Genomic DNA, 25,504 nt, shown 5'->3' with positions numbered 1-25,504 from the left:
ATGACGAGTCTGCTGGCGTTTTTCGCGGAAATCGACTGGAACGATGTGGCCCAGGCCGCCCTCGATACCCTTACCATGCTGGCCTGGTCGCTGGGATGGACCGTACTGCTGGGGCTTCCGCTGGGGATTGTGCTCTATCTCACCGGCGAGCCGCGTTTGCTGTACGCCCCGCGCCTTTACCGCCTGCTGTCATTGTGCGTCAACGTACTGCGATCCCTGCCGTTCATCATTTTGCTCATCGTGATGATCCCGGTGACCACGTTGCTGACCGGCACCTCGCTGGGGGTGGAAGGAACCATTCCGCCGCTGGTCGCCGGCTGCGCCCCGTTCTTCGCCCGGCTGGTGGAAACCGCCCTGCGCGAAGTGGAGCACGGCCTGGTGGAGGCCAGCTGGTCGATGGGCGGCAGCACCTGGCAGCTTATCTGGCACACGCTGCTGCCGGAGTCGCGGGCCGGGCTGATCGCCGCCGTGACCGTGACGGCCATTTTGCTGGTCGACTACACCTCGATGGCGGGGGTGATCGGCGGCGGCGGGCTGGGCGATCTGGCCATTCGTTTTGGTTATCAGCGCTTTCAGACTGACGTGATGGTGGTCACCGTCCTGATGCTGATTGCGCTGGTACAGCTTCTGCAAATGAGCGGCGACCGCCTGGTGCGCTACGTCAGCCGCAAATAACTTACCCTTCTCTGCTCAGGAAACCCTTATCATGAAAAAATCCATTATTGCCGCCGGACTGCTGGCCCTCTTCTCCACCGCAGCGCTGGCTAACGAGACGCTGATCGTCGGCGCCACGCCGGTGCCGCATGCGGAAATCCTTGAATTTGTGAAGCCGGTGCTGGCAAAGGAAGGCGTCGATTTACAGGTCAAGGTGTTTAACGATTTTATTCAGCCTAACCAGCAGTTGGCGGAGAAACACCTCGACGCCAACTACTACCAGTACCGGCCATTCCTCGATAACTACAACCAGACCCGCCACACCAACCTTGTACCGGTGGTGGGAGTGCATATCGAGCCCTTCGGCGCCTACTCCAGCAAATACACGACCCTCGCCGCGGTGCCTGACGGCGCCACGATCGCCATCCCTAACGATCCGGTGAACACCGGCCGCGCGCTGGTGATGTTAAGCAACGCCGGGCTGATTACCCTCAAGGATCCGCACAACCCGCAATCGGCAACCAAGGACATTACCAGCAACCCGCATCACTTTAAGATCCGCGAACTGGAGGGCGCCATGCTGGCGCGCGCGGTGAAGCAGGTCGACCTGGCCTTTATCTTTGCCAACTATGCGCTGGAGGCCGGTATCGACACCGATAAAGCGTTGCTGGTGGAAAAAGGCAGCGATCTGTACGTCGAATATCTGGTGGCGCGCCCGGACAATATTCAGGACCCGGGCATTCAGAAGCTGGCGCAAGCGCTGCATTCGGACGCAGTTCGTCAGTTCATTCTGACGCGTTATCAGGGCAAAATTTTACCTGGATTCTAATCACCGCGGGCAGCGGCGTCAGCCGCTGCCCGGGCTAACGGAGCGCATCATCGTGACGCATATCCCCGCCCCACCGACCCACATTGAGTTTGCTGGTATCAGCAAAGCCTATCCTAACGGCGTGCAGGCGCTACAGGACATTGACCTGACCATCCGTCAGGGCGAAATTTTCGGCATCATCGGCCGCAGCGGCGCCGGAAAATCCACCCTGCTGCGCCTGTTTAATCGTCTGGAAAATGCCGACAGCGGCGAGATGTTCATCCACGGCGAGTCAACCGTGCGCTACTCCACGCGCCAGCTGCGCGATCTGCGTCGGCGGGTGGCGATGATTTTTCAGCACTTTAACCTGATGGCCACCAAAACCGTGGCGCAGAACATCGCCTTGCCGCTGAAGATGGCTGGCGTCCCGGCCGGCGAACGCCAGCGTCGGGTCAGCGAGATGCTTGAGCTGGTGGGCCTCAGCGCGCTGCGCGACAGCTACCCGGCCCGCCTCTCCGGTGGCCAGAAACAGCGGACCGGCATCGCCCGGGCGCTGGTCACTCAGCCGGAAATTCTGCTGTGCGATGAGGCAACCTCAGCGCTGGATCCGGAAAACACCCTGTCGGTGCTAACCCTGCTCAAGGAGATTAACCAGCGCCTGGGCCTGACAATCGTGCTGATCACCCACGAAATGGAGGTCATTCGCACCCTCTGCGATCGGGTCAGCGTGCTTGAGGGCGGGCGCATTGTCGAACAGGGCGATGTCTGGCGCGTGTTTGGCAACCCGCAGCACCCGGTGACGCGCGCCATGCTCGGCCTGCAGCACCCCGATCGCCCGGAGGCCGGGCCAGCGCTGCGCGACGGCGAGCAGATCGTGACCTTACGTTTTGACGGCAGCAGCGGTCGCGAACCCAATCTGCAGCATATCGCCAGCCTGCTGGGAGGCGACGCCCGACTGCTGTACAGCAACTGCGAGCGCATTCAGGGCCGGGTGATCGGCCAGCTGCAGGTCCGGCTGAGCGGGCCGCTGGCCGCCAGCGCGCTGGCGCAGGATGGCTGGGTCGCAGACAGCATTCTGACCCACCATCATCAGACAGCGGAAACCACTGCTTCTTAGCCATCGAATGGGATTATATTCCCGATCCTTTGCTAAGGATAATTAGTTATAAATCATAGCGTTTCAGTGTTAGACAGGGCGAAGTGCGCCTCTTATCTTTCGTCATGAATTGTAAATAACCACGCAATTATTTGATGAGGTAGCACTTTTGTCCAGATTACAACAAGGATTAAAAACCCGAAAAACCCGCTTCGCCCTGGCGCTAAAAGTGGCCCTGCTCGGCGGCGTGGTAGCATTTTCTTCTGTTGCCCATGCGGAAGGGATCCTGAAAGAAGGCATCACCCCGGCCACCGACGCCAGCCAGATCCCGGCCAGCGCCAAACTGCGGAAAGACACGGTGGTGGCCGGGATCTCCGAGCCGCAGGGGATCTTTAACCCCTACTTTTTCGTCAACGGCTGGGATGAGAACGTGACTAACGTCATTTTTTCACGCCTGATTGACTGGGACAGTCAGGGTAAGCTGGTCCCGGGACTGGCGGAGAGCTGGACGGTCAGCCCGGACAGTAAAGTCTATACCATCAAATTGCGCCCTGGCCTGACCTTCAGCGACGGTTCACCGCTGACGGCGGAAGATGTCGCCTTTACCCTGACGGTCCTGCTCGACCCCAAATATGATGGCGATACCGACATCACCCTGGCCAATATCGCCGGCGGCGCGGACTACAAAGCCGGCAAAGCTGACAGCGTCAGCGGCCTGAAGGTCATCGACCCGCTCACCCTGCAGGTGACCACCACGCAGCCAGGCGCCACCACGCTGGCCAAAATTGGCGGGCCGGTGCTGTCGAAAGCCTGGTACGGCAAAGGATATCAGCGGGGAAATCTCGACTATCTGCGTTCACTGCACGGCAAGCCACTGGGCAACGGCCCTTACGTGTACGACAAATACATTCCCGGTCAGGAAATACGCTTCCATGCCAATAGCCATTTTTACCGCGGAACGCCGCCAACACCGCGCTTTATCTACCGCGTGACCAATCCGTCGACCAACTTCCAGCTGTTCCAGACCGGGGAGACCGACTATGACGCCTTTACCTCACGCCCCGACGATATTGAGCAGCTGAAAATGCTCGGCTTCGCCAACATTAATCTTTACGGCTCCAGCGACTACAGCCAGGTGGAGTTCAACGTGCATCGCCCGGCGCTGCAGGATAAGCGCGTGCGCCAGGCGCTGATTTACGGCCTGGATCGGCAGAAGCTGATCGACGTGGTCTATCAGGGGTACGGCAAAGTCGCCATCGAGCCGATCGCCCCGATCTCCTGGGCCTTTAACGCTGAAGGCGTCAACCCTTACCCTTACGATCCGGCACAGGCCAAAAAGCTGCTGGATGAGGCCGGCTGGAAACCTGGCGCCGACGGTATCCGCGCCAAAGACGGCCAGCGCCTGGAGCTGACCCTGCTGGTGAGCAAGAAGGTGCTCAACGACGCTCTGATCCCCATCGCCAAGGAGAACTGGCGGCAGATTGGCGTACTGCTGAAGCCGCAGGTGGTGGATTTCAATGCCCTGATGGCGCAGCGTAAAGCCGGAAATTACGATCTGGCCTCCTTTAGCACCAGCACCCTCAACGACCCGCACGACGGGGTATGGGATTTTTACAGCAGCGAAGCTAAAGAGTCCGGCTACCATAACGCGGAAGTCGATAAGCTGATTAACGCCGGCAACGCGGTGCTCGACATTGAACAGCGCAAGCCGATCTACCACCAGCTGTATAAAGTGCTGGCCGACGATCCGCCGGTGATCCTGCTTGGCTATCGCAACATTCTTTCCGCCAGCAGCGCCCGCGTCAGCGGCTTTAAGCCGGATATCTACAACGGCCTGACCGGCAGCCTGCCGGATGTAAAAATCGTCAAGTAAATCCCCCTGGCCGCCGGGTTAACCGGCGGCTGATGTGAGACCATCATGAAAAATTTCATCCTGAGGCGCTTGCTGCAAACGCTGCCGATGCTGCTGCTGGCCTCCTTCATTATTTTTATGCTGTTTGCCAAAACCCCCGGCGACTTTATCGATGGCAATATCACCCTGACCGCCGCCCGCGCCGCAGAGCTGAAGGCGATCTACGGCCTCGACCAGCCGCTGTTCACCCGCTACCTCCACTGGCTGGGACAGCTGCTGCGCGGTGATTTAGGCTTTTCACTGCAGTATCAGATCCCGGTCAGCCAGTTGCTCAACCAGTACATCTGGAACTCTTTTCTGCTGGCCAGCGTCGCGCTGGTCTTTTACTGGGGCATTGGCCTGGCGGTCGGCGTGGTTTCTGCCCTGCGACCCGGCTCCTGGTTTGATCATCTGGTGAGCGTCGCGGTGTTTGCCGCCATGTCGTTCCCCACCTTTTTCCTCTGCCTGCTGCTGATTAAATGGTTCGCCGTCGATCTCCACTGGCTACCGGTAGGCGGGATGACCAATACCGGCAGCGACGAGAGCGGCTGGCAGTATGTGCTGCAAGTGGCCGCCCACCTGGCGCTGCCGGTGCTGGCGCTGGTGATGCTGCAGGCGGGCAGCCTGACGCGCTATGTGCGCGCCAGTATGCTCGACGTGGTGAAAATGGATTTTATCCGTACCGCCCGCGCCAAGGGATTGCAGGAGCGCACGGTGATCCTCAAGCATGCCCTGCGCAACGCCCTGCTGCCGATTATCACCCTGCTGGGCTTCGAGCTGCCGGGGCTGTTCTCCGGGGCGATCATTACCGAAAAGGTGTTCAACTGGCCGGGGGCAGGCCACATCCATATCGACTCGCTGGCCGCCCGCGACTATCCGGTGCTGATGGGGTTTACCCTGTTTCTGGCGGTGCTGACGATCGTCGGGAATTTGCTCGCCGACGTGCTGTACGCCTGGGCCGATCCGCGTATTCGGGTGAGGTCATGATGATCCTGTCTTACTTTGCTTCCCGTCGCCGCCAGCGGCAGGCGGCTATCCCGGCGCTGGCGCATATTCCCCCCTCTCCCTGGCGCCAGGGATGGCGACAGCTGCGCCGTAAACGGCTGGCCATGTTCTGCCTGATCCTGCTGGCGGTGATGGCGGTATGGTGCGTGCTGGGGCCCGTCTGGTCGCCATGGAGAGATGATGCCACCGATGCCCTGAGCATCAACCAGCCGCCCGGGGCGGAACACTGGCTCGGGACCGATTTTCTTGGTCGCGATGTCTACACCCGCCTGCTGCTGGCCGGGCGCATCTCGCTGATTATCGGCCTGCTGACCATGGTGATGTCGGTGTGCCTCGGCTACCTGCTCGGCGCCCTCTCGGGTTATGTCGGCGGGTTAACCGACAAACTGATCATGCGGGTGGCCGACCTGGTGATGACTATCCCCGGGTTACCGCTGTTGATCGTCGCCGGGGCGATGCTTTCTGAGCTCGATTTTTCCCCGGACTCGCGCATTTATATGGTGGTGGTGATGCTCAGCCTGCTGGAGTGGCCCCGACTGGCGCGGCTGGTGCGCGGACAATGTCTCTCCCTGCGCGAACGCGATTTTATGCTGGCCACCCAGGTGCTGGGCCTGTCGGCGCGTCGCCGGCTGTTTGGCCACCTGCTGCCGAATACCATTCCGATTCTGGTGGTGATGGCGACCATGGCCGTCGCCAACGCCATTCTCAGTGAATCCGCGCTGAGCTATCTCGGCCTCGGCGTGGTACCGCCGACGCCGTCATGGGGCAATATGATGGATGCTGCCAACAGCCTGATCGATTTCCAGCGCCGCCCCTGGCTGTGGATGCCGCCGGGCATCGCCATCTTTATCACCGTGATCGCCATCAACGTGCTGGGCGACGGCCTGCGCGACGCCATGGATCCCAATATGAAACCGAGGCTGAAATGACCACGCCGTTAGTCTCCTTTAATCATCTCTCCGTCTCTTTCGCCGGCGAACGCACCCGCGTGCGCGCGGTGCAGGAGGTCTCTTTCACCATTCAGGCCGGACAAACCGTTGGCGTGGTGGGCGAATCCGGCTGCGGCAAAAGCGTCACCGCCATGGCGCTGATGGGTCTCCTGCCACCGCAGGCGGCGCGCATCGACGGCGGCGAGATCCGCTTCGCGGACCGCGATCTGCTGCGGCTGAAAGCCAGACAGATGGCCGACCTGCGCGGCCACCAACTGGCCATGATCTTTCAGGAACCGATGTCGGCCCTGAACCCGGTGTTGACCATCGGGGAGCAGCTGTGCGAACCACCGATCCGCCACCTCGGCGCCACGCCGAAAGCCGCCTGGCAGCAGGCCATCCAGCTGTTAAGCGAGGTCGGCCTGGCGCGCGGCGACAGCCTGATGACCCGCTATCCTCACCAGCTTTCCGGCGGCATGCTGCAGCGGGTAATGATCGCCATGGCGCTGAGCTGTCAGCCCAAACTGCTGATTGCCGACGAACCGACCACCGCGCTGGACGTCACCGTGCAGGCGCAAATCCTGCGCCTGCTGCGCGACCGGGCGCGGGCCAGCCAGATGGCGATGATGCTGATTACCCACGATCTTGGAGTGATCGCGCAGATGGCCGAGCAGGTAGTGGTGATGTATGCCGGACGGATCGTGGAACAGGGCGCCACCGCAGAGGTGCTACGGCATCCGCAACATCCTTACACGCGTGGGCTGATCGCCTCCCGCCCGGTGCCGGGTGAGCGGCGTCGGCGGCTGTACTCTATTCCCGGCCAGGTGCCGGATCTGGCCGCTCTGCCGGCGGGCTGCGCCTTTGCCGGGCGCTGCGAGCGGGCGACGGCGCGCTGTCGGGAGGCGATTCCGCCGCTGCTCGGTGAGCGCCAGCGGGCCGCCTGCTTTTACAGCGAATTTGCGGAGGCGACAGCATGAGCGAACGCTATGTTATTGAAGTGGATGGATTGAAAAAATATTTTCCGCTGCGCGACGGCCTGTTTGGCCAGCAGACCGGCGAGCTTCGCGCGGTGGACGGCGTCAGCTTTAACATCCGTCCGGGCACCATTTTTGGCCTGGTGGGCGAGTCCGGCAGTGGTAAAACCACCGTCGGCCGGACCCTGCTTGGCCTGTATGAGAAGAGTGCTGGCAGCGTGAAATTTCACGGTCAGGAGCTGGCCGACCTGACCGCGCCTGCCCTGCGCGCCATCCGGCCCAGAATGCAGCTGGTGTTTCAGGACCCCTATAGCTCGCTGAACCCGCGGCTGCGTATTGGCGACGCGATTGGCGAAGCCATGCTGCAGCACAAGCTGTGCACCCGCGATGAGCTGTATGACCGGGTGATCGCCGTGATGAAGATCTGTGGCCTGGCGCCGGAGCACTATGCCCGCTTCCCGCATCAGTTCTCCGGCGGCCAGCGCCAGCGGATCGGTATTGCCCGGGCGCTGATCCTCAATCCGGATTTTATCGTCGCCGATGAGCCCATCTCGGCCCTTGATGTGTCGATTCAGGCGCAGATCATCAATTTGTTTTCCGACCTGCGCGACGAGCGCGGCGTCACGTTCCTGTTTATCTCCCATGACCTCGGGGTGGTGGAACATTTATGTGATGATGTGGCGGTGATGTATCTGGGACAGCTGGTGGAAAGCGCCAGCCGCGATGCGCTGTTCAGCCGCCCCCTCCATCCCTATACCCGCGCCCTGCTGGCCGCGGTGCCCACCCTCGATCCGCACAGTGAACCGCAGGCGCTGGTGCAAGGTGAGATCCCGGATCCGGCCAATCCGCCCCCCGGCTGCCGCTTTTCATCCCGCTGCCCGCAGGTCAGCGAGCGGTGCAGGAGAGAAGCTCCGGCGCTGCGCGAGGTGGCCCCGGGCCATCGGGTCGCCTGCCATGGGGTCGCGTCCTGAGCACAGTCGATGGGGTTATTTATTTCTAAACAACCGTCCGATTGTGCGCGGCAGCGCCAGGATTTACTATCCGCCCCGTCTTGTGAGACGCGTTATGAATGAAGCGTAATATTTTTGTTCATTTTTGCCCGATGGCTTCGGGCATTTTTTTCTCTACGCCCGGGAGCGATCCTGTCGGCAACACATTTAGCGGGGCGCGGTCGCCCGTCTGTCAAAACGCAGCAATGGAATTGCCTGTCCGCGTCCCGCTATCCCTTTCCCTTTATCTTCCCCGCCGGTGATTAAAAACCGGCAAAAAATAAGAAATGATGAGATTGCCAGGGGTATAGCTTTCTCTTATGTTTTAAGCGTGTACTCCCCATTCAGGAAACAACATCATGCTTAAGCGTCGCACTCTCAAAACAGCACTGGCGGCGGTTATTTCTCTTGCCGTCATGGCCGCGCCGGCGTATGCCAATCCGGGTAATGGCAACGGTAATGGCGGTGGTAATCACGGGAACAGTGGTAACCATGGCAATAGCGGCAATCATGGCAATAATGGCGACCATGGTAATAAAGGCCAGAATAAAGGTCAGTCTGCTGACGAGCATGGCAACCGCAAAAACTACGGTAAACCCGACCACGTCGACAGCGATATTAGCTTCTCACGGGCGCGCTCCCTTGCCGTGAACTACGGTCTGGTCGGCTATCAGGCGCTGCCTCCGGGTATCGCCAAAAATGTTGCCCGCGGCAAACCGCTCCCTCCGGGTATCGCGAAAAAGACCCTGCCGGCTTCCATGATTAACGACCTGCCCTATTATCCAGGCTATGAATGGCGCGCGGTCGGCGATGACCTGGTGCTGGTCGCCCTGAGCACTGCCATCGTGACCGCCGTGATTAACGGTGTGTTTGACTAAATCACCAGCTTATTGAAAAGCCTCGCCCCGGCGAGGCTTTTTTGTGCCTGGCGCTGGAGAATGACAACTCACTGGCATAATCGCTAAGATAATGGCTCAACCAACCCGGGACAGACTATGGACAAAGACACAGTAGTGACGCTGTTGAAATACAAGCGCTGGATTGACCTTGCCACCTTACAGGCGATCCGCGCAATTGACGGTACGGTATATGGCGAAAAACGTCACCTGACCATCAGGCTGATGAACCATATCCATGTCGTTGACATGATTTTCCGGGCGAACCTGCGCGGCAGGCCGCACGGTTACACCGCGCTGAATACCCCCGAGACGCCAACCGTTGATGAGCTGGAAAAGGCCATGACCGCCTGTACGGACGAATACATTCAGTACGTCAGCGCCATGACCCCCGCCGATTTTCACGAACGTATCGCCTTCAAATTTGTTGACGGCGGTGACGGCAATATGACCGCGATGGAGATGCTGAACCACATGCTCTTTCACGGCGCCTATCACCGCGGGGCGGTGGGCTGGATGATTGGCGAATGCGGCGGCGTGCCGCCAAAAGAGGTGCTGACGGTTTTCCTGCGCGACCATCATTCCTGAGGATGCGAAACCATCAGCCGTGAATCGCGCGGAGGATCAGCAGAAGTTCTGCCTGATGACGAGTATGGGTTTTCCGGTACAGGGCGCTGAGGTGGGTTCTGATGGTGGCGATGGATACGCCCAGATGTAAGGCGCATTCATCCGGGGTCATGCCCCGCACCAGCAGCTCCGCCACCGCATTCTCGGCGGGCTTGACGTTAAACAGCTCCATCAAGGCGCTGCCGGTGAGAAACGGCTCGGGAATAATCACGCAGGCGACCCCGGCAAGACGGGCTGCCGGGATCACGAGGATCGGTTTCGGCTGACGCCCGGCGGTATAGCACAGCCCTGCCTTCGGCGGCTCTGCCGTCCGGGTGGCCTGCTCGATGGCGCGTTTCAGCTTTTTACTGTCGGTATCGAGGCACAGCGTATCGCCCCCGCTATACCAGGAGAGGCGGGCGTTGGCGCGCAGGTAGCGTTCGGCATGCGCGCTGGCGTAGAGAATTTTACCGCCATGATCCACCAGCCATACCGGGTAGATCCCGTTGTCCATCACCGCGCTCTGGTATTTTATAGTGTCCCGCAGCTGTTCAAAGCGGGCGTGAAGCTGGCAGGCGGTTTTTAACGCCGGGATCAGGCGCCTGAACAGTTCAAACTGCACCGGCTGCGGATAAGCCGCCGTATTGGCCGTCATCAGTGACAGATAGGTGGCATAGCCATTGATGGTGCACAGCTTGACGCTGGTGAGATTATTCAGGTCGTTGGGGTGATGAAATTCATTGTAATAGACGCTGCCGGCAATAAACTTATCGCCTAAATATTCCCGGTCCCGATATATTTGCCCGACCGGTAACGCGGTCAATATTTTTTCGGCGGGATCGATAGCCAGAAAGACGTCGCGATAGGCGGTAAAGATCTTCTCCTCGAGCAGGAATGAATCGGTCAACAGATGGGCGTTGCCTTTATCGTAAAACAGAAATGCCGCGTACTGATGACCGGTCAGTAACGCCAGTTTCTGCAATGCCGATTTCCACAAATCGGGATCCAGGGTGGCCATCAGCACCGTTTCCAGGATCTCGATGTAAATCAGTTCCGGATCAATCGCCATACCGCCACCTGTGAGTCACTGTTTCCGCTGCCGGGGCGGCGCATGTGGCCGCCCTAATCAGCATAGTTCCGCCAGTGAAACAATGACAGTTCAGGTTCGCTGAGCGGACCGGGAAGCGTGACGCCACCGCGCTATCAAGGGGGTTCAGGATCCACTGTCGCGGGTTTGGATAGCGCCCGCCTTCCGGCATAGCGTCCGCCAGACCATCAGGGCGCACACCAGGGTGACGACCGCCAGCCCGCTAAACAGTAGCGTATAAGCAGAGTCATAGCTCTCGCGCAGCGCCCGGAGGGAAAAGTCAGGCAAAAGCGCAGCCGCCTGCGGCATATTGCCAGCCCCCAGCCAGCCTGCGGCGCGGTCAATCACCTCAGGCGCATACCCGTGAACGCGACTTTGCAGGGTCAGGTTATTGCTTGCCGTTAATACCGCCGAAACGACCGCCAGGGCGATCCCCTCGCCGGCAACGCGAACGGTATTGAACAGGCCTGCCGCCATACCGGCTTTCGCCATCGGCACAGCGGAAATCGCCAGGCCGTCCATCAGCCCCCAGGGAAACGCCGCCCCAGCTCCACAGAGGATCAGCGCCAGCACCAGCTGCGGGAGATGGTGGCTGTGAAGAGCGTTCCCCAGCAACAGCAACCCGACGGAGGCCATCATCAGTCCCGCCGTGGACACGTGCCCCGGTGAAAACCAGCGGGTGAGCAGGGCCGCAACGGATGGGAAAACCAGCATCGGCGTGGTCAGCGCCATCAGATACAGTGCGCTCTGCGGCTCACTCATCCCCTCTCCGCCCATAAAATGCAGGGGAACAATAATCAGCAGGACAACGTAGCAACAGCAGGTGGCGACAGGCAGCAACAGTACGCCGACAAAACGCGGATGACGCAGCAGGGAGATGTCCAGCACCGGGTTGTTCACCCTCCGGCAGCGCACGACAAACGCCACGAACAGCCCCCCCGACGCGATGAGCAAGGCCAGCGTGGTCAGGGATAAAAAACCGCGGGCCGGAATGACCATGAGCGATGCAGTAAACAGCATCAGGGCCAGCGTAAACAGGAGTAAGCCGAGGTTGTCGGGTGTCCGCGGCTCGCTTTTTTCTGCCGCGGGCAGATACGCCAGTCCGATAAGCAGCACCCCTGCCGAAAGCAGCGCAAACAGGGCGTATACGCCGCGCCAGCCCACCGCGTCGGTCATGAAGCCGATCAGCAGCGGACCGAACGCCAGGCCAACGCCGAACACCGTGCCCAGGATGCTGAATGCCCGGGTCCGCTGAGCGCCATCATACAGCTGGGCCAGCGCCGCACTGCCGCTGGCTAAAATCATCGCCGCGGCCAGGCCCTGCAGAGCCCTCAACACGCCTGACAGGAAGAGATTGTGCGTCAGGCAAAACAGCAGGCTGCTCAGGCAAAACAGCGCGGCGCCGGCGATAAAAATACGTTTTCTGTCGATGGCATCCGCCGTCACCCCTGCGGCCAGCAAAAAGCTGCCGAAAGTCAGCATAAAGCCATTGGTCAGCCACGACAGCGCAGCGGGAGAGCCGCCCAGCGACTGCTGTATCGCGGGGGTGGTCATGACGCCGCCGGTAAAACTTAACGGCAGCAGCAAGGCCGCCATAAAGACAGAAAGCGCGGCCAGGGCGCTGGCGTATCGGGAAGGTGTTCTGGCGGTGAGTAACATCGGGCGGCCCTCATCAGTCGGCAAGGAATGAATAAACTGTCGCCATCCTATTGCGGATGTTAATGCCGATAAATAGACTGAAAATATCTTCTTAAGAGACATAAGGTTTATAATCGATGGACAGCCTCACCTCGCTGACGTCCTTTGTCCGCACCGCCGAAACGCTAAGCTTTGTTCAGGCCGCCAGGCTGCTGGGCATATCTGCCTCGGCGGTGGGTAAGAATGTCGCCCGGCTTGAGCATAAACTGGGGGTCCGGCTGTTCAACCGCAGCACCAGAAACGTCAGCCTGACGGCGGAGGGGGCCGCATTTCTGACGCGCTGCCAGAGTATCCTGGAGCAGATCCAGGAGGCCGAGTCAGAGCTGACCAGCAGTCTCTCACAGCCCACCGGCAAACTGAGGATTTCACTGCCCGTCATTGGCTACCGCCTGTTGCTCCCCGCCCTCACCGCCTTTACCCGTCTTTATCCGCAGGTTGAACTGGATCTCGACTTTAGTGACCGGCTGGTCAATCTGATCGATGAAGGATTTGATGTTGCTATCCGTAGCGGTGAATTAGCGGACTCCCGCTTGATCGCCAGAAAGCTGGGTGGCTTTCGTTTTGTGCTCTGCGCCAGTCCGGCCTATCTGGCGGAATACGGCGTCCCCGGCTCGCCAGCGGAATTAGCGGCGCACAAGTGCATTTTTTTCCGCTTCCCCTCGACGGGGCTGATCCAGCCCTGGGAACTGCGCGATATGCGGCTGACGGGAGATTTCAGGGCCACGGCCGTGATGACAGTCAATAACATTGAGGCCGCCATTCGCTTAAGCGCGGCGGGGATGGGCATCGCTTATGTGCCTGATTTTGTCGTGCGCGAGGCCATGGATGAGGGACAACTGCAGGAGGTGTTGCCCGGCTGTTGCGTCAAGGATGGGCATTTCTCCGTCCTGTGGCCCGCCAGCCGCTACCTGTCACCGAGAATACGCTGTTTTATCGATTTTATGGCTGCGGCAGAGATACCTTTGTCACCCGCATCGGCGCCCCCTCCCCTCTGAAAAGCCCTGCGCCGGATATCCTGCCGCCCGGCCAGCGAAAGCCGGCGGCAGGTGCGCATCATCAATCATCCGTCAGTACAATGCGTCCTATAACCCGGTACTTTTGCGCATCAAAGAGGTAAAACCAGACCGCGATGGCGGCGCCAAAGCAGAAGCAGGCCAACACGATCCACGGAATGGCATGATAAAAGGAGGAGCTGGCGGCAGCGCCCGCGGCAAACGCCATATTTTTGAATAACAGGTAGACGATATAGATCATCCCCATCCCCCCAAGCAACGGCGCAACGCCTGTTTTAAACCAGTGTCCTTTGCCAATATTTTCTTTATTGCCGTGGAAGTAAACGATCACCGCAAAGGCGCAAAGCGCCTGGACAATCATAATGCCCATCGTACCCAACAGCGCCAGCAGGGTGTAAATATCCGCGTAAGGATCTTTACCGGTGATAAAGAACAGCAACACAATCAGCGTGGCGATAACGGTCTGCACCGTAGAGGCAACATGGGGGGAGCCGTGGCGCGAGTGTGAACGACCCAACGTGCGCCCGGCAAACGGAAACAGATTTTCCCGCCCGAGCGCGTAGAGATAGCGCGCCGCGCAGTTATGAAACGCCATCCCGCAGGCAAAAGAGCCAGTGATCACCAGCAGCTTAAACACCCCGACCGCCCACTCCCCCAGATACTGGCGAGCCGGACCGTAGAAAATCTCTCCTGCGCGGTTAGGATCCTGCGCAAGGGCAATAGCCTGCTCCGGTCCCGTTCCGGCAATCGCCATCCACGAAATGAACACGTAGAACACGCCGATACCAATCACGCCCAGCAGGGTAGCCAGGGGAATGATCTTTTTCGGGTTCTTCGACTCTTCACCGTACATTGCCGATGACTCAAAGCCCACCCATGACCAGAAGGCGAAGAATAATCCAATTCCGGCACTGGCGCCGACCACCCCTTTCGCCGGGGTAAAGGCGTTCAGCGGGTTGATCGACTCGGGGACAAAACCCTGTGGCCCTCCGCCATGGATCAGCACCGCCACCGCGACGGCGGTGAGGATCAATATTTCCAGTACCAGGCACAGGCCGAGCACCCGGGAAGTGAGCGAAATATCGAAATAGCTCAGCACTCCGGTAGTCATTAGCATGGTGAAGGCGAAGATGAGCCAGGGGATATGTACGCTGAAGACCGTATTGATTAAATCCTCACAGAAAAAGGCGAAGATCCCGACCAGCGCAGCCTCAAAGACAATGTAGGTCATGGTCACCGTCACTCCTGACGCCATGCCAACGATCCGCCCAAGGCCGTGCGAAATAAAGCCATAAAATGCGCCGGTAGCGGTAATAAACCTGGCCATCTGCGCATAGCCGATGGCAAACAGGGCAAGGATAAGGGTGGCGACCATAAACCCCGCGGGCGCAAACTGACCATTACCACTACCCACCGCGATCGGCACATTGCCCAGCATCGCAGTGATCGGCGCTGCCGTGGCGATAGTCATAAACAGCACCCCGCCAAGGCCTACCGCATTTGGCCGCAGCCGCTGCACAACATGTTTTTCCGCCGCTGGCGCGGGATTGGCAAGAATTTCATTGCTCATGATGAACGCTCCGTTCAGTTCAGGCACGCGGCGGATTCAGGCAGGATCTGCCCACCGTCAACAATTAGCGACTGGCCGGTGATGTAGCCAGCCTGACGGGAGGCGAAGAACAGCGCTGCCGCAGCAATATCTTCCACCGTTCCGAGGCGTTTGAGCGGCACGGCGCTGGCCATCCCGGCGATATAGTCCTCGCCCATATCCCTCAGCCCTTCCGTGACGATATTCCCCGGCAGGACGGCATTGACGGTAATGTTGTCGCCGGCCAGTTCCAACGCCGCGCTACGCATAAAACCCAGCTGGGCCGCTTTGCTGGCGGCATAGTGAGCCCAGCCCGGATAGCCCGTTACCGGCCCGGTAATCGAAGAGGTGAGGATGATGCGACCATACTCTGCACGTTTCAGCCATGGCAGCGCCGCCTGAACAGTTAAAAAAGTCCCTTTACTGTTGATCGCCTGCACCTCATCCCACTGCTGTTCGCTCATGTCTGCCAGCGGCGCCGAAGGAAAAATCCCCGCGTTGCAGCAGACAATATCCAGACCACCCCACTGCTGTGCGGCTTCTGCCACACAGGCTTTTACCTCTTCGGCATGACTGACGTTGCAGGTCAGACCGCGTAGCGTTAATCCCTGCTCCGCCGCCTGGCCGATCGCGCTATCGATACGCGATGGTGTGCGGGCGGTAATGGTCACCTTCGCCCCGGCGCGGGCAAAGCCGAGTGCAATGCCAAGACCGATCCCACTACTCCCGCCGGTCACCAGCACATGTTTGTTCATAAAATCTGACATCATTTTTCCCCGTCTGTGAAAGTTCTGCGATCCCATCCGTTTGGCCTGGCCGTGCAGCGATCTCCGTCGCTGGCAGGAAAAGAATAATCACGTAAATGTTGAATGTTCAACATTTTAATGTGAGATTTCAGCATAAAAATAATGCGCTATGATTGGGCACAAGACTGGTGCAATAGACAGATTAATTTATTTATATACATCAATTAATTAATAAGAAATATCACGCTTTGATTACGCCTGAATGAGAAAAACACACATTATACGTTCCGTTATGGTGCAACCGGCTTAATCCAGCCAGCTAAATCAAACTAACTTACTGTAATTAAAATAATTAATAAACAAAAAGCATCATTCAAGCGCAACAGGAAACAAAAAAAACCTCACACATCTTGCAAATCCCGCGACCACAACATAAAAATGTGTTAAGCGTGTCATTTCAAATTGAGGACAGCATGTTTAACGACGAGTATTTAACAACACTTACCCTGAAGCTGCGGCCGCTCCTGCCCCGCTGGGGCCTCAGCGAAGGCGCAGAGATTGGCCTGCTGACGGTTTCAGAAAATGCCACGTTTCTGGTCAGCGATAAGATGACGCAGAGAAAGATCGTGCTGCGAGTGCATCGCCCAAACTACAGCTCAGCGGTGGAGATCCATTCTGAGCTGATGTGGCTAAACGCCCTGCATGCCCGGGGAGATATCAACATCGCCGTACCGCTTGTACTGGATGATGGGACCTGTATCGCCAGCCTCATCGACGGCGAAACGGTCACCCACGTCGTGGGATTCACCTTTGTTGCGGGCAGCGAACCTGATACCGGTAGCCATCTCACCGGCTGGTACCATGCCCTGGGACGGGTTGCGGGAGAACTGCACAGGCACAGCGAAGGCTGGGTAAAACCCGAGGGTTTTCATCGCAAGGTGTGGAACACCGAGACGATTATCGGACGTCATGCCTGGTGGGGCGACTGGCGGAAGATGACGCAACTGAGCGCCGACGATATTACGCTGCTGGAGGCGGTGGAGGCCACAGTGGTCGCCAAACTGGAAGCGTACGGACAGGGCGCCGACCGCTATGGGCTGGTGCACTGCGACATGCGGCTGGCCAACCTGCTGGTGAATGAGAATTCGCTGACGGTGATTGATTTTGACGACTGCGGCATCTGCTGGTTTGGCTGGGATTTTGCCACCGCCGTCAGTTTTATTGAAGACGACCCGGCCCTTGCGGACTACCGCGCTGCGTGGCTTGCGGGCTACCGTAGCGTCCGTCCCTTCAGTCAGAAGGACGAAGTGATGCTTCCGGTGCTGGTGATGCTGCGCCGCTTACAGCTGACGGCCTGGCTGGCCAGCCATAGTGAGACAGCCACCGCCCGTCGCTACAGCCCGCAATGGGGCGCCATCACCGTACGCCTGGCCCAGGCGTTTCTCCTCCAGGCGTCACCGCTTAGCGCTACCGTTAACTGCAAGGAATCTGCTGATGAACAATAAAACCCCCATTCTTCAACTGAACCGTTTTGACGCGCTGACCGGCGTGGCCGACGAAAACCTGAGCCGACAAATTGCCCGTCGCCACGCCACCCAGGGGACCGGTTCGGTGCTGTTTTATCCACAACCGATCGTCATGGCGTCGGCCTCCGGAGCCTGGATGGAGGACTCCGCCGGCAACCGTTATCTGGATATGTATAACAACGTGCCGGGCGTGGGGCATTGTCATCCGCATATTACCCAGGCGATGGTGCGCCAGGCCGGGTTACTGAACACCAACACCCGCTATCTGTTCCCGGTACTGGAGCAGTACGCGGACAGCCTGCTGGCGACGTTCCCCGCCGGGCTGTCGAATGTGATATTTACCTGCACCGGCAGCGAGAGCAACGACATCGCCCTGCGGATGGCCCGCTTTATCAGTGGTCGGGAGGGGATCATCGTCACCGAGAGTGCCTATCACGGCAATACAACGGCGGTGATGGAGGTCTCTCCCTCCGGGCACAAAGAGGCCCTCCTGCCTCCGTGGGTACATACCATTCCCGCCCCTGACCTGCGCAGGCTGTCAGCGGGCCAGACGCTGTCTGACCTCTTCGCCGCCGACGTTGAGCGCGCCATGGACGAGCTGGATGAGCGGGGCTACGGCTGCGCGGCGCTACTGGTGGATACCATTTTTTCCAGCGACGGCGTTTTCGCCGATCCGCCGGGATTTCTGGCCCAGGCGGTAGCCCGCGTACAGGCCCGGGGCGGACTGTTTATCGCCGATGAAGTCCAGCCGGGCTTTGGTCGGACAGGCTCTCATTTCTGGGGCTTCCAGCGTCACAGTGTGCAACCGGATATCGTCACGCTCGGCAAGCCAATGGGGAACGGTTTTCCCATGGCCGCGGTGATCACGCGTCCGGCTATTCTGCAGGCGTTCAGCGAAAAGACCGAGTACTTCAACACCTTTGGCGGTAACCCGGTGGCTGCCGCCGTGGGCCTCGCGGTACTGGAGGTGATTGAACAGGAGGCCCTGATGACCAACGCCCAGCGCAACGGGGACTATCTGCGTGCCGGACTGCGCCAGCTGGCCCAGGATTTCCCGGCCATCGCCGACATTCGCGGCGCCGGACTGTTCAACGCCATCGAGTTTGCCCGGCCAGACAGCGGAGAGCCGGATCCGCAGCTGACGAGTCGCGTTATCTATCACCTGAAGCTTGAGGGCGTGCTGATTGGCGCGGCCGGTCGCTTTGGCAACAGCCTGAAGATCCGTCCGCCGCTGTGCTTCAGTCGCGATGATGCAGATTTCTTCCTCGAACGGCTGGCGAAAGTCATTGGCCGCCTGAACGGATAGTCTAACCGACAGGGCAAACATCCAGTTTGTTTGCCCTCGGCGTGCAGGTATATTAACGGCATCAGCGACTTCAGGGAGAGTAACCAGCGTTCATGTCGAAGAGAAAAGAAGACCGTCAGCAACAGATCCTGCGCGAACTGGCTGAGACCCCGACCCTGCGGATTGGGGATATGGCGCGCACCCACGGTGTCTCTACCGAAACCATCCGTCGCGATCTCGACGAACTGACCCGCCGGGGCGTACTGAACCGAACTTACGGCGGTGCGGTGCGGGCCATGAACAGTGAACCGACGGTCACGGAGCGCCACCAGCTGTTTACCGAAGAGCGCGAGCGCATCGCCCGGGACGCCGTCCATTGTATGCGCGAGGGCAAAATATTTATGATCGGCTCCGGCGCCACCACGGTACATGTTGCCCGCCGGATGGCCAGCGAGCTGCGGGATATTACGGTCATCACCCACGCCTTCGGCGTCGCAACGGTGCTGTCGATGAATCCAACCATCCGGGTGATCGTCGCTCCCGGGGAGTACTGCGCTACCGAAGGGGCAATGACCGGTGCGCAGACGCTTCAGTTCCTCAATCAGTTCACGGCGGACTATACGTTACTGGGGGCCAGCGGTATCGCCGCCGATGGGCCAAGCGAGGCGTTAATCGACAGTGGAACGGTTTACCGGGCGATGATCCAGCGCGCCGCGAAAAGCATTGTCGTCGCCGACCACTCGAAGTTCGACCTCACCTATCCCTACCACTACGCGGGCTGGTCGGGCATCAGCCGTTTAATTACTGACCAGCCCCTGCCCGACCATCTCGCTACTGTACTCGGCCGGGAAAAGGTGGTCGTGGCGCGTGGTCATGCCGCTCCTGAACAGCAGTGACCCGCGCCGGTACGTTTACCCTTTGGCGAAATTCGCCTGGATCCGCTGCTGCAGATAATCCTCGGCGCTGATGGGCGGGTACTTTCTCTGCGGCCCAAGGATCTCGACATCTTTATTGGCCTGGCAGAAAAACGCCAGGCTGTAGCGCGGCCCCTGATATTCGTGGGGCAGCGGATTTCTCACCCGGTGGAAGTTAGACGGCAGCTGGTCGTCGCTCCAGCGCATCAGCATATCGCCGATATTGCAGGTGATCACCTCCTCGCGCGGCTCAATGCTGGTCCACTGCTGGCTTTCGCGGTCTTTACCGGGACAAACCTGCAGGCCGCCCTGGCCGGGGCGCTGGAACAGCAGCGTCAGACAGTCAAAATCGGTGTGCGCGCCGGCCCGCCACATCCCCTGCTGCGACTGCTCGGTCGCATAGTAATGCAGCATGCGCAAGGTGCTCTGGTAGGTGTCACGCTGCGGATCGTGCGCGGTGGTGAAAAACGATTCCGGAAAACCAAGCTTCAAAGCAAAGCAGGAGAGGATCTTCATCCCCAGCTGCCAGCACTGCGATTCAAACCCGAGCATCGTCTGCTTGAATGCTGGCAACTCCCGATCGCTGGGCCAGCGTCCGGCCATCAGCGGCCGGGTGATCTGATACGACTCTTTTTGATCCGGCGTGCGGGTCGATGGCCGAACCTGCGCTTTGCTTTCCCAGCCGGCGTTGCCGGCCAGCGGATACTGGCGCTTCACCTCGTCGGGCAGGTCGAAAAACGCCTCGGTCATGCTGAACGCCTGGCGGATATCCGCCAGCGGAATACCGTGGTGGCTGACCTGGAAGAAGCCAATCTCCACCGCCGCCTCCCACAGTTGTTCGGCAATGTCATTTTTTCTTTCGGCAAAGTTCGACAGGTCGATACAGCGCACTTCGCGGGCGAAGGTCTCTTCGCCCTGGGCGCCCATCAGCGCCTCTTTTTCCAGTTCCTGTAAGGCGTAGCGTTGATTCTGAGTGGTTGCGTTCATCGTCATTATCCTGTTATCAGTTAAACAGCGGCGCGCTGTTGGAGGGTACGGACGGCCGCCAGCGCGTCGTGGCGCATCGCGTCAAGGTCGAGACCGGGAATGGCGTCGTCTTCCACGATGGGGCGGCCATTGAGCAGCAGCGCCTTCAGCGCGGCGCGCCCACCGCAGGCCACCGGCCCAATAGCCATATCGTGCAGGCCGAAGTAGCGCGGATCGTCCAGCCGGTAAATGGCGAGGTCCGCCTGCATGCCGACCTGCAGAGTGCCGGTCTGCGCTAAGCCGAGGATCTGCGCGCCGCCGGCGCTGCCCCAGCGCACCACATCCTCCACCGTGGCCGCATCGGCTCCCCCCTCGAAGGTGCCCCCGGCGTAGCGCGGCTGCGCCAGCATCCCCTTGCGCGCGCGTTGCAGCAGCCATGCGGCATGGGCTTCGCTTTGCATATCCGCCGCTTCATTGGAGGCAGCGCCGTCCACCCCCAGCGAGACCGGGACCCCGGCCTGCTCCAGCGCCAGCAGATCGGCGATGCCGCTGCCCAGCCGGCCGTTGCTTTGCGGGCAGTGGGCGATGCCGGTTCCGGTGCGGCCCAGCAGGGCAATCTCCTCCGGCAGCAGCTTCACCAGATGGGCAAACCACACGTCATTTCCCAGCCAGTCGTGTTCCGCGCAGAACTGAACCGGCGTCATGGCGAATTTCTGCCGCGCGGCGTCGAGATAATCGACGGTTTCCGATAAATGGCTGTGCAACCGGATCCCCAGCTGGCGGGCCAGCTTCGCCATCTCCCGCAGCTGGGCGCCCGGCGCGGAGTGCAGGACGGTAGTGGGCGCCATCACCACCCGGCGCAGAGAATCGGGCCGGGGGTCGTGATAGCGGCTGACCAGCCGTTCGATATCCGCCATATAGCCGTCGAAGGTTTCCGGACGCAGCGCCACAGGCAGATCCTGTTCCACCGCCCGACCCTGGGTCGCCCCACCCCGGCACAGAACGATGCGCATCCCCAGCGCTTCCCCTTCGCTGAAGACAATCTCCGAGGTATCGAAAGGCATATCCGGCCAGTAAAGGTAGTTGTGATCCGCCACGCTGGCGCAGCCCGAGCGCAGAAGCTCCACCAGGCCGATGCGCACCGCCAGACGAAAGGTATGTTCATCGAAAGCCGCGCGAAAGCGGTACGGCGTAGCGCTCAGCCAGGCCGTCAGGCTCTGGTTCAGCCCCTGCGGCTCGCCCTTCAGCAGCGACTGAAAAAGATGGTGGTGCGTGTTCACCCATGCCGGATAGATCACGCAGTCGCGGGCATCGATCTGTCGCTCTTCCGGCAGCGGCGTCAGGCTGCCGATGGCGGCAATCTTGCCGTCGCGGATGCGAATATCCGGCCCGGCCAGCCGCGCCGCCTCTCCGGGCAGACCGCTGAGGATGGCATGGGCATTTTTAATCATTAATGACATGGCGTCGCTCCTCAGGGTTTAACCTGCATGGCCTGAACAAATTCGGTGGTGTAGGCCTGTTTCCAGTCGGTGGCCGCCGCCAGCAGACCGGTGCTGACCATAAAGTCGCGGGTCTTCTGCCAGCGCGCGTCGGTCATCGTCCCCCAGCCCTGGCTGGCGGCATCCCCGCCGTCGATCAGGTGATGCTCACGGATCTGGGTCACGCCCCAGGCGAGCAGATCGTCGGTCATTTTCGGATTGTCCTGCTTAATCAGCGCATTTCCCGGCGCCGGATCCTTGAGATAGCTCACCCAACCCTCCATTGAGGCGCGGACGAACTTCGCCATCGCCGCTTTCCGCTCGGCGATGGTGTCCGGGCGGGCGATAAGGATGCCGCCATACGGGGGATAGCCGTGCTCGGAAAAGAGGAAGAAGTTCGCCTTCACCCCGGCCTTCTGCACCTGGAACACCTCGGAGCTGACATAGGCCTGCTGGGCGACAGCGTCATCGACGACAAAGGGTTGAATATTGAAGGTATAGGGGCGAACCTGAGCGTCGCTCAGCTGGTATTGCGCCTTCAGCCACGGCCACCACGTCGCCTGACCGGAGCTGGAGACCAGAAGCGTTTTGTCTTTCAGCCCCTGCAGGGAGGTGACATCGGCGTGGGTCAGCAGCCCCTGGGGATCGTACTGAAAGGGCGCGGCAATGGCCTTTGCCTGGAAGCCGCGCTGAATGCCTTCCAGCAGTTGCAGATCGTAGCCGATGATCACATCGGCCCGCTTCGACAACAGCAACTGCATGCCGTTGACCTGGGGTCCGCCGGAGCGGATCTCGACGTCGAGACCATATTTTTTGTACAGCCCAGTGGCCTGGGCCTGATAATAACCCCCCTGCTCAGCCTGAGCGTACCAGGAGGTCAGCAGAACGATTTTCTCCTCGGCCTGAACGGCCAGCGAGACACCGCCGAGAGCCATCAGGCCCAGCCAGCGAAAGCCCCGGGGAAGGCGTGCACGACTTTTCATTATCCCTCTCCTCTTCATGCCGGGAGAGGGGCGAGCAAACCACGGCTCAGCCTCCCATCCCGGTCAACATTGAACCGCGACATGGTGACTGAGCAATGTCCCGTATGGATAACCCGTACTGACCGCTTCTACTCACTCTCAGCTATACAAAAACAATGCCAGATTTGATCGCCCGCGAGCGGCCGCGAGAAATCGCCTGCGCCGCCGCCCACGGGCATGCAACCTTTGATTCATGAACACCAAAAACGCACCATCATGGTGCATCAATGAATGATTTTAGTGCCTGCCCGGTCGCTCACAGCTGACTGAAGAGCATCTCCAGCTGGTTCAACATCATCGAGGCGGCGAGGGAAAGCTGGCGGGCGGGCGAGACGCACAGCGCCAGCGTGAAAGGCTTAAGCTGCGGATCGGTTAGCGGCACAAACGCCAGCTGGCCGGACTCGATCTCATCGAGAATATCCAGCCGGCACAGGATGCCGATGCCCATCTGCTCTTTGATCAGGGTGCGGATCATGTGAATGTTGTTCGACACCGCCACCTCCTTCACCTCGTTGCCGCTGATGTTCACCAGCGCCTCCACCGGCTCGCTGATCATCAACGGAGCGGACGGCAGGATAAACGGGTAGTCGATGCACTGACTAAAGCGCACCGCGCTGCGGCTGGCCAGCGGATGGCCGGTCGGCACCACGATACCCATATTCATCTCGGCAAACGCCCGCACCTGCAGTTCGCGGGAGGTCTGGGGATTGAGCATGATACCGAAATCCGCCTCGCCAGAGATCAGCGCCTGCTGAATGTGGATATTGTTGATGGTGGTCAATGTAAAAGAGATGTTGGGATAATGTTTATGCACCTCTTTGAGCATCGTCGAAAAAAAATGCCGGTTAATGGCATCGATGGTAGCGATACGCACATGCCCCCGCCGCAACCCGCGCAGGTCATCCAGCTGTTCGCAGACCCGGGTAAAGTCCTTTTTCCAGTTATTGGCCGCGTGCAGGAGCAGCTCCCCGGCGGCGGTCAGCCGCAGCCCGGTGGGGTGGCGCTCAAAGAGCGGCATCGCCAGCTCCTGTTCCACGCGCAAAATCTGACGGTCGATGGAAGACGCCGACACATGCAGCGCCTCTGACGCTTTACGAAACGATCCCTGACGGGCCACTTCGGTGAAATAGAGCAGAAATCGGGAGAAGGCAAACATGGTTTGGGTGCTCTCTTTTTTGCAACGGGTTGTGCGAATCAAAGCTCTGGACGCAACAGTTTTATCACAATACCGTAGCATTCATAGCGGAGAAACGATCGTTTCACCCATTTTTTGCACGCCGGACAGTTTACCGCGAAGGGGAGTTATCTCTTCGCCGACCCTGGCCGCCCTGCAGACAGCGGAATGAGGGAGAGTAAACGGTAATGCACAGCCACGATCTTATTTCGGTCTCGGTCGGGGAAATACGCCCCAATGGAGAGGGAAATCTATCATTAATATTGCAGGCGGCGGCCGGGGAAATATTACCGGCCTACTCCGCCGGGGCGCATATCGATATTATTATTCCCGGCTTCGGCTCCCGGCAGTATTCCCTGTGCGGCACGCCTGACCGCAGTAATACTTATGAAATTTGCGTCAGACTGACGGACGCGTCCACCGGCGGCTCACGCTATTTGCATCAGCAGCTCAAACCCGGCGATCGGCTTGCCATTTCGCCTCCGCGTAACCATTTTCCCCTGCCGGAGGCCGGGCGCTACCTGCTGTTTGCCGGCGGTATCGGCATCACGCCTTTGCTGGCGATGGCTGAAGCGATTGCCGCCAGAAAGGGAGCGCTGGAGCTGCATTATTATGTCGCCAGCTCGCGCCAGACGGCCTTCTCCCCGCGCCTGACCCAGCTGGCTGCGGGCGGCACGGTGGCGATCCACTGTAGCGAGGAAGGCGCGTCGTTTCGCCAGCGGATCCCCGCCTGCTTAACCACGCCCGATCCTGATACCGCAGTGGTCGCCTGCGGCCCGGAGGGTTTTATTCAGCGACTGCAGTCGGTCATGGAGGAATATCGCTGGTCGCCGTCGCAATTCGTCTTCGAGCGTTTTACTCCCGCGGCGGAAAATAATACTGCGGCGAAAAATGCGTTTTATATTGAGCTGGCCTCCAGCGGGCAGCGCCTGCAGGTCGCCGCGGATCAAACCATTGCTCAGGTATTACAGCACGCCGGGGTGGAGGTAATGCTCTCCTGCGAACAGGGAATGTGCGGCTCCTGTATTACCGGGGTCCTCGACGGGATCCCCGAACACCGGGACAGCGTGCTGACGGCGGAAGAGAAAGCGGGCAACGACCAGATCACGCTCTGCTGTTCGCGGGCGAAATCCCCGGTTCTGGTTTTGGATCTGTGAGG

At 59.8% G+C, this 25,504-nt stretch carries 22 protein-coding genes and 2 pseudogenes; 15 read left to right on the top strand and 9 right to left on the bottom strand.

The window, feature by feature from the left end; all coding sequences use genetic code 11:
- The 10 genes from CW267_RS00350 (at window position 1) to CW267_RS00305 (ending at window position 9,830) form a co-directional block, all read left to right on the top strand.
- Window positions 1–675, top strand: a complete 675-nt coding sequence (locus tag CW267_RS00350) for a methionine ABC transporter permease (protein ID WP_008804593.1) — start codon at window positions 1–3, stop codon at window positions 673–675.
- A 31-nt stretch (window positions 676–706) separates the two neighbouring features.
- A complete protein-coding gene (locus CW267_RS00345) occupies window positions 707–1,483 on the top strand; it encodes a MetQ/NlpA family ABC transporter substrate-binding protein (protein WP_008804592.1) in 777 nt (258 codons plus the stop codon).
- Between the two features lie 52 nt (window positions 1,484–1,535).
- Entirely contained in the window at window positions 1,536–2,579 is a 1,044-nt protein-coding gene (locus CW267_RS00340) for a methionine ABC transporter ATP-binding protein (RefSeq protein ID WP_032733145.1), read from the top strand.
- 148 nt (window positions 2,580–2,727) lie between these two features.
- Entirely contained in the window at window positions 2,728–4,431 is a 1,704-nt protein-coding gene (locus CW267_RS00335) for an ABC transporter substrate-binding protein (RefSeq protein ID WP_008804590.1), read from the top strand.
- 45 nt (window positions 4,432–4,476) lie between these two features.
- A complete protein-coding gene (locus CW267_RS00330; protein WP_008804589.1) occupies window positions 4,477–5,436 on the top strand; it encodes an ABC transporter permease in 960 nt (319 codons plus the stop codon).
- Entirely contained in the window at window positions 5,433–6,383 is a 951-nt protein-coding gene (opp4C, locus tag CW267_RS00325; protein WP_100780915.1) for an oligopeptide ABC transporter permease, read from the top strand. The genes CW267_RS00330 and opp4C overlap by 4 nt, the downstream gene beginning before the upstream one ends.
- Window positions 6,380–7,360 carry an ABC transporter ATP-binding protein gene (locus CW267_RS00320; protein WP_032733146.1) on the top strand — a complete coding sequence of 327 codons (981 nt, stop codon included), beginning with the start codon at window positions 6,380–6,382 and terminating at the stop codon, window positions 7,358–7,360. Before opp4C ends, CW267_RS00320 begins: the two co-directional genes overlap by 4 nt.
- Window positions 7,357–8,328 (top strand): ABC transporter ATP-binding protein, encoded by a 972-nt coding sequence (locus CW267_RS00315; RefSeq protein ID WP_012541493.1) that lies wholly within the window; start codon window positions 7,357–7,359, stop codon window positions 8,326–8,328. The genes CW267_RS00320 and CW267_RS00315 overlap by 4 nt, the downstream gene beginning before the upstream one ends.
- A 377-nt stretch (window positions 8,329–8,705) precedes the next feature.
- On the top strand, window positions 8,706–9,224 hold the full coding sequence (locus CW267_RS00310) for an anti-virulence regulator CigR family protein (RefSeq protein ID WP_008804585.1): 519 nt from the start codon (window positions 8,706–8,708) through the stop codon (window positions 9,222–9,224).
- A 117-nt stretch (window positions 9,225–9,341) separates the two neighbouring features.
- On the top strand, window positions 9,342–9,830 hold the full coding sequence (locus tag CW267_RS00305; protein WP_008804584.1) for a DinB family protein: 489 nt from the start codon (window positions 9,342–9,344) through the stop codon (window positions 9,828–9,830).
- A gap of 36 nt (window positions 9,831–9,866) precedes the next feature.
- Here CW267_RS00305 and CW267_RS31150 read toward each other — a convergent pair.
- The 3 genes and pseudogenes from CW267_RS31150 to CW267_RS00295 all read right to left on the bottom strand — a co-directional run bounded on the left by CW267_RS31150 (window position 9,867) and on the right by CW267_RS00295 (window position 12,594).
- A pseudogene (locus CW267_RS31150) lies at window positions 9,867–10,122 on the bottom strand (transcriptional regulator).
- 681 nt (window positions 10,123–10,803) lie between these two features.
- Window positions 10,804–10,917, bottom strand: a pseudogene (locus CW267_RS31145) (LuxR family transcriptional regulator); the annotation flags it as partial.
- Between the two features lie 144 nt (window positions 10,918–11,061).
- Window positions 11,062–12,594, bottom strand: a complete 1,533-nt coding sequence (locus CW267_RS00295; protein WP_100780916.1) for an MFS transporter — start codon at window positions 12,592–12,594, stop codon at window positions 11,062–11,064.
- 116 nt (window positions 12,595–12,710) lie between these two features.
- Here CW267_RS00295 and CW267_RS00290 point away from each other — a divergent pair, with 116 nt between their 5' ends.
- A complete protein-coding gene (locus tag CW267_RS00290; protein ID WP_100780917.1) occupies window positions 12,711–13,628 on the top strand; it encodes a LysR family transcriptional regulator in 918 nt (305 codons plus the stop codon).
- Window positions 13,629–13,689: 61 nt separating this feature from the next.
- Here CW267_RS00290 and CW267_RS00285 read toward each other — a convergent pair whose 3' ends face one another.
- Window positions 13,690–15,216 carry an APC family permease gene (locus CW267_RS00285; protein ID WP_049140033.1) on the bottom strand — a complete coding sequence of 509 codons (1,527 nt, stop codon included), beginning with the start codon at window positions 15,214–15,216 and terminating at the stop codon, window positions 13,690–13,692.
- A 14-nt stretch (window positions 15,217–15,230) separates the two neighbouring features.
- On the bottom strand, window positions 15,231–16,001 hold the full coding sequence (locus CW267_RS00280) for an SDR family oxidoreductase (RefSeq protein ID WP_004898667.1): 771 nt from the start codon (window positions 15,999–16,001) through the stop codon (window positions 15,231–15,233).
- Between the two features lie 428 nt (window positions 16,002–16,429).
- Between CW267_RS00280 and CW267_RS00275 the strand changes: the two genes are divergently transcribed.
- The 3 genes from CW267_RS00275 (at window position 16,430) to CW267_RS00265 (ending at window position 19,687) form a co-directional block, all read left to right on the top strand.
- Complete coding sequence (locus CW267_RS00275) at window positions 16,430–17,485, top strand: phosphotransferase enzyme family protein (protein ID WP_227500880.1); 1,056 nt, start codon at window positions 16,430–16,432, stop codon at window positions 17,483–17,485.
- Window positions 17,475–18,812 carry an aspartate aminotransferase family protein gene (locus CW267_RS00270; RefSeq protein ID WP_012541487.1) on the top strand — a complete coding sequence of 446 codons (1,338 nt, stop codon included), beginning with the start codon at window positions 17,475–17,477 and terminating at the stop codon, window positions 18,810–18,812. The genes CW267_RS00275 and CW267_RS00270 overlap by 11 nt, the downstream gene beginning before the upstream one ends.
- 92 nt (window positions 18,813–18,904) lie before the next feature.
- Window positions 18,905–19,687 (top strand): DeoR/GlpR family DNA-binding transcription regulator, encoded by a 783-nt coding sequence (locus CW267_RS00265; protein ID WP_008804576.1) that lies wholly within the window; start codon window positions 18,905–18,907, stop codon window positions 19,685–19,687.
- 15 nt (window positions 19,688–19,702) lie between these two features.
- Here CW267_RS00265 and CW267_RS00260 read toward each other — a convergent pair whose 3' ends face one another.
- From CW267_RS00260 to CW267_RS00245, 4 genes are all read right to left on the bottom strand, one after another.
- Entirely contained in the window at window positions 19,703–20,692 is a 990-nt protein-coding gene (locus tag CW267_RS00260; RefSeq protein ID WP_023322760.1) for an isopenicillin N synthase family dioxygenase, read from the bottom strand.
- A gap of 20 nt (window positions 20,693–20,712) precedes the next feature.
- On the bottom strand, window positions 20,713–22,131 hold the full coding sequence (locus CW267_RS00255) for an amidohydrolase family protein (RefSeq protein WP_008804574.1): 1,419 nt from the start codon (window positions 22,129–22,131) through the stop codon (window positions 20,713–20,715).
- 11 nt (window positions 22,132–22,142) lie between these two features.
- A complete protein-coding gene (locus CW267_RS00250; RefSeq protein WP_022065085.1) occupies window positions 22,143–23,132 on the bottom strand; it encodes an ABC transporter substrate-binding protein in 990 nt (329 codons plus the stop codon).
- A gap of 295 nt (window positions 23,133–23,427) precedes the next feature.
- Window positions 23,428–24,327: a LysR family transcriptional regulator gene (locus tag CW267_RS00245; protein ID WP_004202952.1), complete on the bottom strand. Its 900-nt coding sequence runs from the start codon at window positions 24,325–24,327 to the stop codon at window positions 23,428–23,430.
- 206 nt (window positions 24,328–24,533) lie between these two features.
- Between CW267_RS00245 and CW267_RS00235 the strand changes: the two genes are divergently transcribed.
- On the top strand, window positions 24,534–25,502 hold the full coding sequence (locus CW267_RS00235) for a PDR/VanB family oxidoreductase (RefSeq protein ID WP_048330366.1): 969 nt from the start codon (window positions 24,534–24,536) through the stop codon (window positions 25,500–25,502).
- The last annotated feature ends 2 nt before the right edge of the window (window positions 25,503–25,504 follow it).

Source organism: Klebsiella sp. X1-16S-Nf21 (genome assembly GCF_002837615.1).
Lineage (GTDB): Bacteria > Pseudomonadota > Gammaproteobacteria > Enterobacterales > Enterobacteriaceae > Klebsiella > Klebsiella variicola.
Note: the sequence above shows the minus strand (reverse complement) of the source record. Positions and strands in the feature narration are given on the sequence as shown.

Bases quoted from the DNA above. Each gene is read 5' to 3' on its own strand.
- CW267_RS00350 (WP_008804593.1), top strand. From the start codon at position 1: ATGACGAGTCTGCTGGCGTTTTTCGCGGAAATCGACTGGAACGATGTG.
- CW267_RS00345 (WP_008804592.1), top strand. From the start codon at position 707: ATGAAAAAATCCATTATTGCCGCCGGACTGCTGGCCCTCTTCTCCACC.
- CW267_RS00330 (WP_008804589.1), top strand. From the start codon at position 4,477: ATGAAAAATTTCATCCTGAGGCGCTTGCTGCAAACGCTGCCGATGCTG.
- opp4C (WP_100780915.1), top strand. From the start codon at position 5,433: ATGATGATCCTGTCTTACTTTGCTTCCCGTCGCCGCCAGCGGCAGGCG.
- CW267_RS00320 (WP_032733146.1), top strand. From the start codon at position 6,380: ATGACCACGCCGTTAGTCTCCTTTAATCATCTCTCCGTCTCTTTCGCC.
- CW267_RS00315 (WP_012541493.1), top strand. From the start codon at position 7,357: ATGAGCGAACGCTATGTTATTGAAGTGGATGGATTGAAAAAATATTTT.
- CW267_RS00310 (WP_008804585.1), top strand. From the start codon at position 8,706: ATGCTTAAGCGTCGCACTCTCAAAACAGCACTGGCGGCGGTTATTTCT.
- CW267_RS00305 (WP_008804584.1), top strand. From the start codon at position 9,342: ATGGACAAAGACACAGTAGTGACGCTGTTGAAATACAAGCGCTGGATT.
- CW267_RS00295 (WP_100780916.1), bottom strand. From the start codon at position 12,594: ATGTTACTCACCGCCAGAACACCTTCCCGATACGCCAGCGCCCTGGCC.
- CW267_RS00290 (WP_100780917.1), top strand. From the start codon at position 12,711: ATGGACAGCCTCACCTCGCTGACGTCCTTTGTCCGCACCGCCGAAACG.
- CW267_RS00285 (WP_049140033.1), bottom strand. From the start codon at position 15,216: ATGAGCAATGAAATTCTTGCCAATCCCGCGCCAGCGGCGGAAAAACAT.
- CW267_RS00280 (WP_004898667.1), bottom strand. From the start codon at position 16,001: ATGTCAGATTTTATGAACAAACATGTGCTGGTGACCGGCGGGAGTAGT.
- CW267_RS00270 (WP_012541487.1), top strand. From the start codon at position 17,475: ATGAACAATAAAACCCCCATTCTTCAACTGAACCGTTTTGACGCGCTG.
- CW267_RS00265 (WP_008804576.1), top strand. From the start codon at position 18,905: ATGTCGAAGAGAAAAGAAGACCGTCAGCAACAGATCCTGCGCGAACTG.
- CW267_RS00260 (WP_023322760.1), bottom strand. From the start codon at position 20,692: ATGAACGCAACCACTCAGAATCAACGCTACGCCTTACAGGAACTGGAA.
- CW267_RS00255 (WP_008804574.1), bottom strand. From the start codon at position 22,131: ATGTCATTAATGATTAAAAATGCCCATGCCATCCTCAGCGGTCTGCCC.
- CW267_RS00250 (WP_022065085.1), bottom strand. From the start codon at position 23,132: ATGAAAAGTCGTGCACGCCTTCCCCGGGGCTTTCGCTGGCTGGGCCTG.
- CW267_RS00245 (WP_004202952.1), bottom strand. From the start codon at position 24,327: ATGTTTGCCTTCTCCCGATTTCTGCTCTATTTCACCGAAGTGGCCCGT.
- CW267_RS00235 (WP_048330366.1), top strand. From the start codon at position 24,534: ATGCACAGCCACGATCTTATTTCGGTCTCGGTCGGGGAAATACGCCCC.